Source organism: Pseudomonas sp. B10, assembly GCF_900156235.1.
Classification (GTDB): Bacteria; Pseudomonadota; Gammaproteobacteria; order Pseudomonadales; family Pseudomonadaceae; genus Aquipseudomonas; species Aquipseudomonas siliginis.
In genome coordinates this window covers 5731505-5746313 of record NZ_LT707063.1, presented here as the reverse complement: position 1 = coordinate 5746313, position 14809 = coordinate 5731505, and the positions used below count along the sequence as shown (strand labels likewise).

Annotated in this window: 16 protein-coding genes; 3 read left to right on the top strand and 13 right to left on the bottom strand. The window is 56.9% G+C overall.

Annotated features, from left to right (window positions below; translation table 11 throughout):
• Nucleotides 1-320: 320 nt before the first annotated feature.
• From BXA01_RS26155 to BXA01_RS26105, 10 genes are all read right to left on the bottom strand, one after another.
• Nucleotides 321-842 (bottom strand): lysis system i-spanin subunit Rz, encoded by a 522-nt coding sequence (locus BXA01_RS26155; RefSeq protein WP_076567330.1) that lies wholly within the window; start codon nucleotides 840-842, stop codon nucleotides 321-323.
• Nucleotides 842-1264 (bottom strand): cell wall hydrolase, encoded by a 423-nt coding sequence (locus BXA01_RS26150; RefSeq protein WP_076567327.1) that lies wholly within the window; start codon nucleotides 1262-1264, stop codon nucleotides 842-844. Before BXA01_RS26150 ends, BXA01_RS26155 begins: the two co-directional genes overlap by 1 nt.
• A 58-nt stretch (nucleotides 1265-1322) precedes the next feature.
• Nucleotides 1323-3314: an acyltransferase family protein gene (locus BXA01_RS26145; protein ID WP_076567324.1), complete on the bottom strand. Its 1992-nt coding sequence runs from the start codon at nucleotides 3312-3314 to the stop codon at nucleotides 1323-1325.
• Nucleotides 3315-3486: 172 nt separating this feature from the next.
• The gene (locus BXA01_RS26140) at nucleotides 3487-4716 is read right to left on the bottom strand and encodes a tail fiber domain-containing protein (protein ID WP_076567321.1); all 1230 of its coding nucleotides are present in this window, start codon (nucleotides 4714-4716) and stop codon (nucleotides 3487-3489) included.
• 54 nt (nucleotides 4717-4770) lie between these two features.
• Nucleotides 4771-5496, bottom strand: a complete 726-nt coding sequence (locus BXA01_RS26135; protein ID WP_076567319.1) for a hypothetical protein — start codon at nucleotides 5494-5496, stop codon at nucleotides 4771-4773.
• Nucleotides 5497-5504: 8 nt separating this feature from the next.
• The gene (locus BXA01_RS26130) at nucleotides 5505-5801 is read right to left on the bottom strand and encodes a hypothetical protein (protein WP_076567316.1); all 297 of its coding nucleotides are present in this window, start codon (nucleotides 5799-5801) and stop codon (nucleotides 5505-5507) included.
• Nucleotides 5801-9406: a TipJ family phage tail tip protein gene (gene gpJ, locus BXA01_RS26125; protein ID WP_076567314.1), complete on the bottom strand. Its 3606-nt coding sequence runs from the start codon at nucleotides 9404-9406 to the stop codon at nucleotides 5801-5803. Before gpJ ends, BXA01_RS26130 begins: the two co-directional genes overlap by 1 nt.
• Before the next feature lie 495 nt (nucleotides 9407-9901).
• A complete protein-coding gene (locus BXA01_RS26115) occupies nucleotides 9902-10510 on the bottom strand; it encodes a tail assembly protein (protein ID WP_076567310.1) in 609 nt (202 codons plus the stop codon).
• Between the two features lie 42 nt (nucleotides 10511-10552).
• The gene (locus BXA01_RS26110) at nucleotides 10553-10975 is read right to left on the bottom strand and encodes a hypothetical protein (RefSeq protein ID WP_076567308.1); all 423 of its coding nucleotides are present in this window, start codon (nucleotides 10973-10975) and stop codon (nucleotides 10553-10555) included.
• Between the two features lie 2 nt (nucleotides 10976-10977).
• On the bottom strand, nucleotides 10978-11304 hold the full coding sequence (locus BXA01_RS26105) for a hypothetical protein (RefSeq protein ID WP_076567306.1): 327 nt from the start codon (nucleotides 11302-11304) through the stop codon (nucleotides 10978-10980).
• A gap of 189 nt (nucleotides 11305-11493) precedes the next feature.
• Between BXA01_RS26105 and BXA01_RS26100 the strand changes: the two genes are divergently transcribed.
• Both BXA01_RS26100 and BXA01_RS26095 read left to right on the top strand, forming a co-directional pair.
• Nucleotides 11494-11793 carry a hypothetical protein gene (locus BXA01_RS26100; protein WP_076567304.1) on the top strand — a complete coding sequence of 100 codons (300 nt, stop codon included), beginning with the start codon at nucleotides 11494-11496 and terminating at the stop codon, nucleotides 11791-11793.
• Nucleotides 11794-11836: 43 nt separating this feature from the next.
• A complete protein-coding gene (locus tag BXA01_RS26095) occupies nucleotides 11837-12133 on the top strand; it encodes a hypothetical protein (RefSeq protein ID WP_076567302.1) in 297 nt (98 codons plus the stop codon).
• A gap of 108 nt (nucleotides 12134-12241) precedes the next feature.
• Here BXA01_RS26095 and BXA01_RS26090 read toward each other — a convergent pair whose 3' ends face one another.
• Nucleotides 12242-12733, bottom strand: coding sequence for a hypothetical protein (locus tag BXA01_RS26090; protein ID WP_076567299.1), 492 nt, complete (start codon nucleotides 12731-12733; stop codon nucleotides 12242-12244).
• A gap of 213 nt (nucleotides 12734-12946) precedes the next feature.
• Between BXA01_RS26090 and BXA01_RS26085 the strand changes: the two genes are divergently transcribed.
• Nucleotides 12947-13174, top strand: coding sequence for a hypothetical protein (locus tag BXA01_RS26085; RefSeq protein ID WP_076567297.1), 228 nt, complete (start codon nucleotides 12947-12949; stop codon nucleotides 13172-13174).
• Between the two features lie 113 nt (nucleotides 13175-13287).
• Here BXA01_RS26085 and BXA01_RS26080 read toward each other — a convergent pair whose 3' ends face one another.
• Both BXA01_RS26080 and BXA01_RS26075 read right to left on the bottom strand, forming a co-directional pair.
• Nucleotides 13288-14052 carry a C40 family peptidase gene (locus BXA01_RS26080; RefSeq protein ID WP_076567295.1) on the bottom strand — a complete coding sequence of 255 codons (765 nt, stop codon included), beginning with the start codon at nucleotides 14050-14052 and terminating at the stop codon, nucleotides 13288-13290.
• A 1-nt stretch (nucleotide 14053) separates the two neighbouring features.
• Nucleotides 14054-14803: a phage minor tail protein L gene (locus tag BXA01_RS26075; protein ID WP_076567293.1), complete on the bottom strand. Its 750-nt coding sequence runs from the start codon at nucleotides 14801-14803 to the stop codon at nucleotides 14054-14056.
• Nucleotides 14804-14809 lie beyond the last annotated feature (6 nt).

Sequence of the window (14809 nt, the reverse complement as noted above, 5' to 3'; positions counted from 1 at the left end):
CAGTATCTAGCAAGGCATTCCCGTGGACCCCCTCTATATAGAAGACACCGACGATTGGCTCGGCAACCCGACCCCGCTCGAAACCTGCCGACACCAGCTCAGGATGTACGAGAACGAATTCGAAGCTCTCACCCTTAAGCTGGAGCGTGCACTGGAAAATATTCAGGGCTTGGTCAGAGACAATGACGCTCTCAAGGAGGATCGTAACTCTCTCAGGACAAAGCTTCAGTACACCGAGGGGGATTTACTGAGCGAAAAACGCAGATTCGCTGAGGTGTCGCACCAGAGGGACCATCTCTTCCAAGAGAATCAGAGCCTTCTCAGGGATGCGCGGGATCGGCAGAACTGAGTGCCCTCACATAGGCCTGACACGCCTGCAACGCGATCAGTCCACGGTCGCCGGTGTCGGTGATGGCGATAATTCGTTGAGCATGCGCTGGGTCAAGTCGGGCGCGTACGGTTGCATTATCCACGCCGCCGGCGCCGGTGGCTTTTGGCACGTCACAGCCACTGGCTGAATCCGCGTCGATGAGGACTGACAGCCGCAGATCAGCAGTGGCAAGGCGATCGCGCAGGCGATCTTGGTCACGTTGGGCATCGCTCAATTTCCTGTAATGGGTTTGCTCACTGGCCGCCAGTCGCTGCTCGAGCGCCAGGCGCTTGTCCTGCTCGGCCATCTGCGCCTTGGCGCTGGCCGCGGCAAGCTGACTCAGCGTCTCGCCGTTGAGCCTGGCCTGCTCGGAGAGCTGCCGGTCATAGCGCCAGTCTTGGAACTGCCAAGCGCTGCCGAATCCAGCGAGCACCAGCACCAACACACCGACCAGTTTCCAAGGCAACGCCATCACGGCACATCCTTGAAGAAGACGTGACCACCCAGCTTCAGTGTCTGCTTGGCCTTCGCCGCCCATGCCGGCGCCTTGATGCTGGTGGCGTAGTAGTGGGTGGCCCCGCCGGTAGGATCCGGCACCTTGCCATCGATTACCTGGTCGGCGGCGATCCGGCACTGCGCCAGTTCGCGGAACGGGATCTGCTTCACGCCGATCAGGAACTGATAGTTCGGGTCGGCCTTGTTCCAGCAACTGAACTGATAGGGCTTCTGGCAGACGCCGGCGTAGCCCTCGCCCCACCAAGACTTTTCCTTTCCATCGAAAACGCGGTTTCGGATCGTCCAGGCCACGGCGATCTGGCCGGCCGCTCCCTCGCCGCGAGCCTCGCCCCACAGCGTGCGTGCGAGTACATCGCGGTCTTTTTCGGTTACAGGCATCACTTTTCTCCAGACGAAAAAAAGCCGGCGCGATGGCCGGCTCGGATTTAGATTGGGACTACTTCAATATGCGAAGGAAATCTTCGGCATAGATGCGACTCCCCCTTTCGGAAAGGTGGTGGGAATCTCGATAAAGCAAAATCCCCTCCTTGCTGATGCTGCAAACGTCACGCGTGCAGAAGACACCCAACGGGTCGTACACCTCGAGTTGCGGGTGTTTCGTCTTCAGCGCCTCAAGCATGAGCCTAAGCTCACTCTGCCGAGCAAGAACATCAGCCTGCTTCAGTGTGCAATTCATCAGAGGGTTGCGCAGACAGTCACGCGGAAACCATGGCAGCTCGGGGGTATCGACATTCAATACGACCCGTTTCCCAGATTCTTCCAGCCGAGTAATCGAATTGTCTAGCCCGGCCTTAAATATATCGGCATAGGACATGCCCTCGCCGCCGTCCATGCTGATTTTCACAAAGCCCGGCCCGAGACCGCTTTTCACGTGATCCGCCGCGTATTTGGTTGGCAGGAAATACCCCCCGAAGAACGAGAGCACAACGACGCGAACGCTCTCCCGCTGTTGAAGCCAGTCGAAGATTGCCTCCATACGGCGGCTGCAATCCGGCTGACTGCCTACTACCGAAACCCCAAGTACTGGCGGGCAACTGTTGTTGGCGAGCAATATCCATGACCGCTGCTTGTCACTCGCCACGATGCCGGGAAACTTGTCGTCAGCATGACTATCGCCCACAAGAGCTATGTTCGGATTCACTCCTATTGGCTCCTGGCACATGTCCAAGTCAGACAGCCCAGTGCCTGTACACGCTCGGTACCCGGCTACGTGGTTGGCGGGCTGCAGATCGGCCGACTTCACGGCAATTGCGCGCTCTGGCGCCCCGCCGCTGGCGAAGATAATGTAACCAGTAACGCCCAGGACGATCATTGTGGCGACGAGCGCCGGGGCAAGCGACCGCATATGTCTGACCCGTCGTTCGATCAGAGCGTAGGTGGCCCACGCCAGAACAATGGACGCCAGGACCAGCGCCACGCGCATAGCGAGAGGTGGCTCCCCACCCTGAACAATCCTTGCGAATGACAGCAACGGCCAGTGCCACAGATAAAGCGGGAAGCTGATGAGCCCGATCCAAACCATCAGGCGATTGGACAGTACCACACGGTTAAGCCATGCGTGCGGACCGGCCGAGATAAGCAAAGCGGCTCCGATCACCGGCAGTGTTGCCCACCAGCCCGGAAAGGCCTTTTCTTTGTTGGCCAGAAGCACCGCAGTCATGACCAGCGCCGCCCCCAGCAGCGACTTACTGTGGCGCGCAACGCTGCCGTTCGAGGCCTCGCTCAAGTCAGGGCGATACATGGTGAGGTAAGCCAGGCCTGCACCTACCAATAGCTCCCAGAACCGGGTTTGCGGTGAATAGAAGGTTGCGACCTGATCGGTCTGAACTCCGATGAGGTTCAGTGCAAATGAAATGCAGGCTACGGTTACAAGGCCCCACAAGGCGTTCAGGCGCAACTTGTGAATCGCAACCAGCAGGATCGGCCAAACAATATAGAACTGCTCCTCGATCCCAAGCGACCAAAGGTGCAGCAGCGGTTTTGTTTCTGCGGAATTATCGAAGTAACCGCTCTCACCCCACAGCACCAGGTTAGAAATGAAGCCGGCACCCGCCGCAGTGTGCTTGCCAAGCTGTGCGTACTCGTCGACAAACAGCAGGAACCAGCCTGCCAGCAATGTGACAAGCAGAACGGTGATCAGCGCTGGGAATATCCTCCTAACACGACGCCCGTAGAATTCTGCAAAACTGAATGAAGATCGATCGAGGCTGCCAAAAATAATGCTGGAAATCAGAAACCCTGAAATGACAAAGAAAACGTCGACCCCTACGAACCCGCCGCGAATGAGGGAAGGGAAGGCATGAAACCCGACAACGGCCAGCACGGCGATCGCTCGAAGGCCATCAATGTCGGGGCGATACTTGGGATGAATCGGTGCATGAATTTTCTTTGAAACGGTAAAACTACCTTCCGGCTGGCCAACATTCATCAGGCGTAAATCTTCCAAGGATCTGATTTGCGCGACAACTTACCTGAACAACCCCATCAATCCAATGGCGAATCAACCTTCTAGGGTCTAGATCTCCTTCAGTGCAAGCCTCACCTTTTCTCTGCCGTTGGTGCAAAGGCGCAGCGGAGGAGCCTGTGCAATTGAAATGCATCTATTGAGCGTTCGCCTTCAGTTCGTCGATTTCGGCCTTCAGGGCTTTGATGGCCGATACCAGGTACGGAATCAGCCCGGTGTAATTGACCCTCCAGATGTCTTGCTCGATATCAGGTCTTGCCGGAGTAACCAGCAGGGGAACCACTTCGTATAGCTCCTGAGCGATTACGCCAGCCTCGTGGTGCGGATAATCCGTGGAATCCAGGAAGTCACGACGATCGAATTCAACCGGGCGGATCTGCATAACTCGATCAAGACCGTCCAATATTTCAACGTCGTTTGCCTTCAGGCGCCGGTCAGAGCCTTGGCTCACCGTGCCAGGCACGTTCAAGTTGCCGGCATAGGTGTAGGTCATCGTCGGCCCGGTTGCGGTGTTGTTGGAGTTCACCGACCGCCAACTAAAACCACCAGAGCCGGCGCCTTGGTTACATACCCAGTCACCAGACCCGGACAGCCCACCTCCACCGGTGTTCCAAAGCTGATAGAGACCCTGACCCGCACCGACGTTGGTTGTGCCGCTGGTTCTGACAAACGCCGTAGCCAGAAGACCGGTTATGTCGTTATTGCTGCCGGATGCCGCAGCGCCAATACCCAAGCGAGCTTGCGATTGATTGCTCCCGCCAGTCCCACCCTGCCCAACGGAAAGCGCAGTAGTCAAACCGGTCAGCGATGTGATGTCGCTGTTGACCCCCTTCAAGGCCCTACCGGTGATCTGCGCCTGGAGCTTACCCATAGCTGCCAAAACATTGTCAGTGGCAGTAATCACTGTCGAGGTGGCCGCGCTCAAGCCGGTCAGCGCCGATTGCAGCACTCTGGCGCCGGTAAAATATTTGTTCGTTGCGCCTTCTGGAACAACATCTGAATCCAGTGTTGCCGACCCCGTGCCGCCCTTGGCGACCGGCAATATCTCGTAGTTGCCGGTGGTACCCAGAGCGGCCAGTTTTTGTCCCCACTGAAGATTGATGTTGTTGAAGGAGTCAGCCAAAGCCTTGGGATACCCCTGCACCGGCATGATCGCGTACGCCACGCCACTCGCTGTTGGCCCTTTATAAGCCGGAATGATCGAGATGACAGTCGCGCTGGCGACATTGCCGATCTCGTAGTTGGCCCCGTCAGGACCGACAAAGGCATCACCGTTTTTTGCGTTCGCAGCAAAATCTGCATCAGTGCCGACAACGGTCGTTGATCCGTTGGTGACGGCAACAGTCCCACCTCTAAGCCAAGGCATGGAAGTATCCTAATTCTGGTCAATAAAAAACCCGCGCTGGGCGGGCTCGGTTTTTTATAACGGACGCATGGGTCGTGCAGCAAAAGTGGTTCTGCCGTTTTTGGCAGTGCCGCCCTCCGAACTCACCATTGCCCCGACGTATCCATTCAATGTCGCGCGGACTCCGGCGTGGAAACCGCAGGGCGTTTCCAGTGTTGTGTTGCCGTTGTAAATCTTACCTCCGAGCAAGGTCGAGGCGAGGAAGTAATCCTCATAGGAGCCCGTCCAAGGCATCTGGTAGCCGCTCCAGTAGATCCCGGACACTTCGCCTCCGCGGTTGTCCAGCGTCCAGCCTTCATTGATCGGGAAGCCTGTCATCACAAGAAGATTGTCCGCACCCACAAAAATCTGTTCATTCGCAGCATTACGCAAACGCAGATCGTATTCATTGGGTGGTGACGTTGAACGGAATGTAGCGACCAGCCATCGACCGCTACAGTCGGTACTGTTGAAAGGTGCCATCAAATGCAATTTGAAATAGAAGCCGGTCCAGTTACCCGGCCCGCCCATCTGCATCAGCGTGTGATACATGCCGTGATTGTTCGGGTTCAAGAAAACATGTGGCGCTTCGGTAGTTGTTATAGGTATCGGATAGGTGATGACTGCCGTAGTAATGGTTGTCGATGATGTCGGAGTTTTTCCTATGGCGTAGCTCCCAGACGCCGCTACGTTCAAGACTTTGTTGTCACTGTCAATCTGGAAGAAATTCTGGCCGTTACGCGACCTGAATCCGTAGTCCATGCCACCTCCTATTGGTAAGTCAGAATAAACACGTTGAGCACCAGCCCTTGCCCGCGCCGAACTCTGAGCTGTCCTGCCGACCAAAAAACAGCGGGCAACGCGGCAAACTCATTCGCCTGGCTGCCAAGGGTCACGCACACAAACGACTGCGCGGTGATCTCAGGCATGCTGATGAAGCTGGTGAAGTCGCTGGTGATGGGCGGCACGGTGACTTGTCTGGTCACAATCGACCGGACTGTCATCGTTGATGACTCAAGCGTCACCCGCCCCATCGCGTCTTTCGTTCTCGCACCGTAATAGTCCATTACGTCATCTTCCCGAGCGCTGCGCGCTCGATGTAGTTCAAGTCGTAGACGTAGATGCCGTTGTTGTTCAGCAACGTATAACCGGTGCTGGACTGGCCACGAAGCGTGAAAGTACCCGCCGGTATATTGATCTCCAGCAGCGGCAACCCTTGCGAGTTGAGAGCCGCCGATCGCAGGGTCATCCCCAGGACCAACTCCTTGATGAAGGCTTGGCTGATGATCGCGGTGTTCATAAATACCTGGCCGCCCTGCACAACAAACGGCGCAATCATCTGGCCGCTCACCTCATCGAGGATCGCGAACCGTTGAGCGAACGCAAGGATCTGCGACTCTTGCTGCTCACCTTCCACGCCGATGGCCAAACCTGACATCACCGTCCGACCGCCAACCGTGGTCGAAGTCTTGATGGTGGTCAGCGCAGACACCTTCCCGTTGAGACCAGAAACAGCCGTACTAGCAAACTCTGCCTTGGCCGTAGCGTTGTTGGCAGTTGCAGTGAGAGTCTCGATTTTCTGAGCAGTGGCCTCCTTATCTGTGGCAACTACCTCCTCAAGCGTGGTGAGGTTTGCTGCGTTCTTGCCTACAGCAGCATCAAGCGTGGTGATACGGGTTGCCGAGGCCAGATTCTCCTCTGCTCTGACCTTATCGTTGGTGACGATACTGGCGGTACTTTGATAGGCCTTCAGTGCGTCATTCATAGCCCCCGTGCCATCGTCCTCTCGCCATGCTGCTTGCAGCGCCTGCATCGTCGACGCATGCGCCGTGACCTTGCCGTCGATAGTTTCGATCTGTGTTGAATGCGTCTGGATTTGCAGCGCCATGGCATTGGTGGTTTCAGCAATCGTACCCATGTCGTACCAGAACTCAGCATTCGGCGGCGGCGTTTCAACCGGAACAGCCTTGATGGCTGAAAACAACCGGCCATCGAGCCGCACCACCTCACCCTTCCCGTACGGCTTGGACGGGTCATAAACCATGGCGTCAGTGATCTCGCCGATCAGGCCTTCAAGCTCCTGCTTGGCCTGCTCAAGTCGCTCATTGACCGAACCTTCGCCGTCACCGGAGATCTTGCCGATCTCCTGGAATAGCTTCTCGCCCAGTGCGGATTCTTGAATTTTCCCGAGGAAATACTTCTCGTACTCGGACTGATCGATGCTCACTTGGCCGTTGATGCCGTCAACCAAAGGAAACCACGGCCCGACGTTACCAATTCGATCCACCAACCGCCCCCAGAAGAACAGACTGGTGCCCGGCACGACGTTCTGCATTTCGTGATTCGATTGTGGGTAGGCAAAATCAGCCAACTTCACGGCTGTGGCCAAGTCGTTGATTTTGTTATTCCAGATTTCAGTGCGCTGGGTATCTTCTGCACCAGGTGGGAATCCCCATTCGAGCCCAATGCCATAGACCTTGCTGATCGTTTTCAGATACGCCAGCGCCGGCGGCAGCCCCTGCTTACCGCTGAGGTTGGTCAGGATCGAGTTGCGCCACGGCGACGTGATGTCGAAGGCGCTCACTGCGCGGACGCGAGCCACGTAGGCACCGGCATAGATGCCGACCACGTCCACGTTGGTCATGCCAGTGCGTTGTAGCTTGATCCAGTTGCCGCTGTCCTTGCGCCACTCCACGTCATAGCCGACGGCTCCATCCACGGCTGGCCAGCTGATGGTCATGGTGGCCACGGCCATCCCCTGCACAACCGACGACGTCGACGAAAGCGACACGCTCGCAGGCGCCGGAACAACGGTTATTGGAATCACGCTGATCGGGCGTTCTTCCAGGCGGGCGCCGGTATCGATGAAGGCGAACTTGCTCGGCTCGAACTGTAGCGCGCTGATTTCGTAATCGCCCTCGGTGGTGCGTTTGGTGCGCAGCACGCGATACAGCGGGATTGCCAGATCATCCGCGTCGAGCGCCCATTGCAACTGCGCCACCGGCAGTTCGCTGTAGGCGACCGTGACGGTCACCGCGCGCCCGTTCACGCTCTGCACGGTCCGACCTTCGGCGCGGCCGCCCGGCAGGTTGATGATCAAACGATCGCCAGCCTTGGCCTGGGTGTCTCGATCAAGCGTGATCACCCGCCCCGCCACCGCCGAGATACGGCCGCCCACTTCGCGACCAGCCAGCAGCGAATCTGCCACCGGGATGATATGCCCCGGCAGCGGAATCACGCCTTCCATACCGGTCTTGAACGAGACGGTGCGGTCTTGGTTGTTGCTGAGGATCGCCCACTTGCCACGGCGCTGGGCCTCGGAGGCGCGGGTGCAGCCAATGGCGCTCAGCTCCGTGGGTCGGTCGCCGTAGCGGCGCTGGAGATCCAGGTCGGCGAATGGGATGACGTCGGTGTCGTAGTTGTTCGCCGGGTTGTCGTAGCTGACCAGCGCCCGGGTGTAACGGGTTTTCGCCGAGGCACTGCCATAGGAGAACTTACCGTCGATCACATTGGCCCGGGTGAACACGTAGTCGAAGTCCTGCGCGCGCGGCATGTCGGCCTGCATCACCAGTTGACCCTGCGCCCAGTACGTCATGCCTCGGTAAATCGCCGAGATATCACGCAGCAGGGACCAGGCGTCAGCCTTGCCCTGCAGGTTCATGTCACACAGAAAACGCGGTTCCTGGCCGCCTAGCCCGTTCGGCACCAACTGATCACAGTACTGGGCAATCCGGTACAGCTCCCACTTATCCACCATGAAAGGCTTGATTCGCTTGCCCAGCCCGAAACGGTCTTCGGTGCACACCCCGTAGGTGATCCACGCAGCGTTGTTCGTCCATGCCGATTTCATCGAGCCGTCCCAAGTCCCGGTATAGGTGCGCAGGATCGGGTCGTAGTTGCTCGGCACCATCCAGCGCCGCGCCTTGCACTTCACGGTGACGGCAGGAATGTTGGTGAACTGCTCGGCGTCGAATTCGATATAGAGCAGCGCGGTGTTCGGGTAACGCAGCTTCGCGTCGATCACTTCGGTGTAACCGGCCACCAGCATGGTGTCGGCGATCTTGTTGGTGTTCTGGTTCGGCGTCAGGCGGCGCACGCGGATCTGCCAGCCCGTGGTGGCGTCCGGCAAATCGATGCGACGCGAGCGCTCGTAGCGCGTGGTGGTCTTGCCGTCGACTGCATCCACCAGAACTTGCTGATAGGAGCCGCCATCAGTGGCCACGTCGATCGCGTATTCGATTCGGTAGCCGCCGACGTTGCCCTGGTCATCAGACCGTTGCAGCGCTGGCCAAGCCAAACGCATGCGCACGGCGGAAAGCTGGGTGTTAGTGATCGAGCGCACCCACGGCGAATCGCTGCGCAGTTCGATGTTCAGCGACGTCTCGTTTTCCACCGATGGAATGCCAGGGATATAAGTCTGGTCCACCGAACCCGGGCGCCAGTCCCATTTCACGTTCGGGAAGTTGTAGTTTCCGCTGGCATCGCGGATCGGTGTGTTGTCCAGGTAGATGTCGTAATCGGTCGGGACGCTGTCGAACTCACCCTCGCCCACGGCGATCAGCAGTTTTGCAAGGTTGGTCGAGCGCAGGCTGTCGCTGGCTTCGGTTGGCGACTTCGGCTTGCTGCTGCCGCCCTTCTCGCCGCTGATGTCGATCTGTGCTGCTGCGCCCATGCTTTCCTCCAGGCGTAAAAAAACCCGCCGAAGCGGGTTAGGTAGTGATCTGTGCGGTGGAACTTCTGAAACTGCGGGCAGATGGAGAAACTCTAAAGACAGGTCTTGGCGCTCGCGACGCGGCGATCGATTATCCATCCCATGCTGCCGCTAGAGTAGAACCGAATTATGGTTTGCCCTTTTTCGCCGATAACGTCCGCCATCTCTCTGTTTCCGGCGTTAACCACAGACTTCCCACCGCCTGGGCGAGGCTGAAGGCTCACCGCGTAGTGAACCCCCGCCAGCGACTGGTTTTGCCAGGCATAAAGGATGCATTCTGCAACCTGCTGCTCTGGCTTCTGGGTTGTGAAAGTCTTCTCAGGCCCCTCTGCCCGCATATCTTGAAGTGATGTGGTACAGCCGCCAAGAGCAACAACACAACAAACTGCTGCGATAATCCTTTGCATCGTCTTCCCTCCGAAAATGGCGACTGTATCACCGGCCGGTCCCAGGCCGTTAAGCTTTGTCTTCAGCCAGGATCGAGGCCGAGATGATCATCCCGCCCCACCGGCGCTCGCCGATGCAGATCGGTACCGGGTTGCCGCTGGCCGTGGTGTTCTTGGCGCTGCCGAAGGCGTAGGACGGGGAGTTCTCAGGGGATGCGCTTTGCTTCAGGCCTGAGGCTTGCGGGCTGAGCATTTGAATCACGCCGCCAATCGCCATCGACGCGCCGGCCGCATATAAAAACGGCGATGCGGCTGCAAATGGAGTGAATGAAAGTACATAGGCTGCGGCGATCATGACTGTGCCGATGATGGTCTGCAGGCCGCCAGCACGTTTGCTCCCGCCAATCACCGGAACAATGCGAATCTCCCGTGTACCGCCAAGATCGAATCCGTCCATCCCAATGTTTGCGCGATTCCGAAAGATCGCAAACTTCAGCCCAAGGCGCTCCAGTCGTTTAATTTCCTCGGCGAACCCATCAATGGTCGCATTGAGCGCACGGATCACCTCCACGGCCGATCCGCCGTCGAGAAGAAATGGCTTGCTTCGAAAAAACTTCTTCGCAAGCGAGCCGGACAACATGACTTTCGTCATTGGCGTGTAGGTAATCGCTGAGCACATGCCATTCTCCAGGCAATAAAAAACCGCCCGGAGGCGGTCTGTTCAGAGAGTCGTGGGCAGTATGTCGATCTGCCCATCGCCCCCGGTGAAAACTCGGTATTTCTTGACCGCGCCGTCTTTCACGATCGCTTCCCGCTCCACTCGGGCGGCACCCATGGAGCAGATGCCAGAGCCGGTGTACGCGGCGCCAACTGAAACCGAATCAGGCGGCAGATAGAAAGATGCCTTCTGACCCGGGTCGAGCTTGGCGGCTTGCTTGCCATCGATAAAAACGGCCATTGAACAAAGGCTTCCGGTCTGTCCAGAGTCGCGGATCACTTGCAGTGTCCCGTATGCCCCTGAAGGCTTGGACTGGTAGGCCGACAACTGACTGGCCGGCGCCTGCTTGGCTTCACTGGAAGGCGTTGGGGAAGTCGCACACCCCGCCAACAGCGCTACCGCCAACGCCCCTATCAAAATCCGCATATTTACTCCTTGTGGTCTCGCACGGTGAAGGTGAAGAAGTAGAACGAAATTTTTTCGTCCTCAATATCCCTCAGCTCGTACCGGATTCTATCCAGACCGTCGTCGATGCGAGTCACGATGAGGTCCATGAATTGGGTTAGTCCGCCACCGAAGTCGCTTAGGTTTAGTGCGCTGACATCATGAAAAACGGCCGTCACACCGTCTGTTTCTGGATCTTCCGAGGAAGACATAGTCAGCGTGAGGTTGTATTTGAAATCCACCATTTCGAGCCGCATCGAAGCTACGCAATTGTGCTCGAAAAAGAGCTCGTTTAAGCGAGACAGCTCCATTTACGACCCCGATGACAAATCAAGTGCTGCACTCAGCGCAGCCAGCGCTCCTACGATCAACTTCATGCAGGTCACTCCTGTGGGAAAGCTGCAAGGTTACATCGAAACGACGCTGGACGAATCCTCAGTAGCACCCCACCGACCTCCGATAGTAGCCTCTTGCCCTACCACTCAAAACGGGCGCCCGTTATGAATATGTTGAGAAGAGCACTGCTCACGTTTCGCAACCGAAAGAAGAAGACTTGGACTGATCTGAACGACTGGGCGCTTGCATTAATTGGAGCCCCGAGTTTTTTGGTGGGTAGCTTCTACCTATGGGTCGTTGCCACCAACACACCCGGCTTATTGGTCTTGTCCCGCGATCACGGCCTTCCATTGAAGGCAATTTTGGCCTTCGTCTTTTTGGGCGGTTTAGCATTGAGCAGCTGGTTCTTCCTGACGGTTGCGCGGCGATGCAACGAGCTACTCTACGAACGTAACTTCAAATAGCCCAACCCACCGGACTTTGTCGGCCATGATTGTATGCACGCCAATGAACAGCGAAGACACCGCTTCGCTAAAAGCCCCCCTCACTTTCAAATGTCTGAGCCATAACAATCGTGATGATGGTTCTGTTGCGCGCTACGACGTAGAAGTTACCGACACCCAGAGCGGCAAGATCGCGACGATTTCTGTGGAGCCAAGACATCTCGCCTCGGCTCGCAGCATGAAAACAATTCTTCTAGATCGATGCATGCTCTACTCGGCTTCTCAGAAGAAGCACGACCAGATTCTTCTTGAGATGTTTGAATGTACGCAAGACCAGATTGAGAGCGAATATTTTTGCTGAAATAAGGGGTCGCGCTTTACAGATCAATACTGTGTAGACGAGTGCGCGAGATAACTGATGGAGCTAGTGGATATGAAAAGCCCGGCAGAAACCGGGCTCTGTTGATTCTTATGCCTTACCGGAAATCGAAACATGCACCTGTGACTTTCCGACTCGGTAACTTTCAGCTAATTTTACGACAGCCTCATCCAAGGATAAGAATCCTCGCCGGTGCAGGTCAGTCCTCAACTGTACCTCGTCGCCAATACTAAAAAAAGCCTCATCTGAAAACTCTAAAAGCTCTGGTCTCATCCTTTCAAAGGAGTGGTAGCGAAAGACCTCCGGAACTTCCGGTTTTCCCCACGATAGTGAACGTAGCTCAGAGAATCGTACAGTCACCAACCCACCTTCTTCTTGAGGGAGTAGAACCTCTTCTGCCTTCAACACCCAGCTAGGGATGCGGTTATAAACCCCAACTACATACTGCAGACCAATAAGCTTAAATAAACTAATTTCCCCTAGTGGTAGCTTAAGTTCATGCGACTCCAGCATCACTTTATAGTCATCGTTGCTCAAATAAACGGAAACCGCTTTCACTTTTTTCACTTCATCCGTTGACATTTTATTTTTCCCTGCGATATCAAATAGACATCATTTTTTATCATGAATTGGCGAGGAATGGAATGTTAAATTCACTGTAAAAATCCCCAGTAACGCCCCTCTCCCGCCAATAGTAACCTCTGCCCTCACGCAACGGATTCCCCAGTCCTTTGCCTGCAAGCCCAAGGACTGGGATTGCGCCAATCTCGGCGCGTTTATGACCTGGAGGTCACCATGGCAAAAATCGTAACGCAAAGTGAGATCGTGGCGCTGGACTTGGCATTTCGCTGCCTAGTCGCAAGCTTGAAACATGCCGGAATTCTTGATGAAGAGCTTTACACCGCCAGGCTGAAGTCACAGATCCTGGGCGATTATCCCGTCGCCGAAAATAAGGAGATCTTCAACTTAAAGCTTCAGAGCTACGTGGATGATATTGGTCGAGTGAAAGGCCCGGCCGAATAAGACGGCTGATGAGGGCTGCGGTCTTTTTATCGGCTTCAGCTCTCAATTTCGCTTCCTCATTTACCATTCCTTCTTGCTGTTTGCCCATGATTCTCTCCCGCGGCGTCGCCGCTTCATTTAATTGGTTTTGCGTTTCTGTGCCTTAGAATCAGGCGTGTCCGATCTAGCCAAGGCCCGCCGAAAACAATGACTTCCGATGGCCTACCATACAGGTGGTGCAGCAGGAACGGCCCGGGACCGAACGTTGCGGCATCCTCACTTGGCAGCGCAGGATCAGTACCAAGGAAGATCCCGGCGTGGTTCGGATAAACGGTGCGCCCCACTTCCATCACGATCATGTCGCCACGTTTCGGCTGGTCGACGCGGTGGAAGCCGGCGGCCTCGTAGTTCGCCTCGTAAAGACTGGTGTTGTCCTTGCTCTCCCACCAGCCATCGGCACGCTTGAAGGCTTCGAACTCCAGCCCCCACTCGCGCTTGTACCAATCGGCGCATACCTGCCAACAGTCCCAGGCGCCGTGCACGAAAGGCCTCTTCAGCAGTGGCACATCACCGGTCGGAACGATGGTACGCAGATCGCCCTCGGGCCAGCTCAGGATGTGCCATGGCATCGCGGTCGCTTCGCACATGGCGAGGTCGCGCGGTGACGGCCTGCTGGTCGCGTCCGGATGCGAATGCACGACGCCGATCACCTCGCCTATGCCCTCGGCCGCGGCGTACTGCTCGGGATCGATTCGGAACTCTTCGTTCGGCTCGGTCGAGACGTTGATGCAGGGGAAGTATTGCTGCTTGCGCCCGATCGCCAGCAACAGCCCGCAGCACTCTTTCGGGTACTCGGCCGCCGCGTGCGTCTGGATCGCGTTCAAAATGTGTTTACGCATGTCAGCTCCGTGCGATCAAGGAAACAGCCGGGAAGCCGCCGTGTGGCAATGGATTGTTCTCGCCGAAGCGAGGCATGCAGCCCTTACCCAGCGTGGCGTCGCACTCGTCCAGTTCGGGGTTGTCGGTAACGACGCCATCCTTCGTAACGTATGGGCCGGTGTAACCGCAGTTCGGCCCGCGGTAGCCGCCGGTGAGGCACCAGTGACACAACGTCGTGGCCTGCCGTCCAATCGACTCGTTTCCGACGTCGCCCGGGCTGGCTAGCTCCCAACTGACGTTTTCCCCGTCCTCGTTCGTTTTCTGGTCGATGTACCAGACCTCGATCGTTTCTTGGGTTGGGTCTGCCGTCGGGTTGCCGGCCGGGAAGTTGGCGGCATCGAGGTAGCTGCCCAGCGTGTGGCGCATCGTCAGCTTGAACTCGAGCAGATCTTCGAACGCCAGACAGAGCGCGGTGATGCGCCCGTTGACGTTGCCCACCGACAAAGTGGGCCGAACCGCCGTACCATCCCCGTTCGCCTCTATGCCTTCGATCTGCATCGGCCAGGCGCTGTACTCGTTGCCCTGCCAGTAGATCGCTTTTGCCGGCAGTTGATCGGCATCGTCTCCGGCGGCGATCAGCTCGTCCGCCGAGTGCGGAATCGCGTGCCCGTGGAAGCGCAGCACGTCCGCGCCGTAGTCCGTGCCGTCCAATTCAAAGAGCAGCACTTCGCTGCCAGGCTCAAGCACCTGGATGTCACTGATCAGCGGCATGATCGC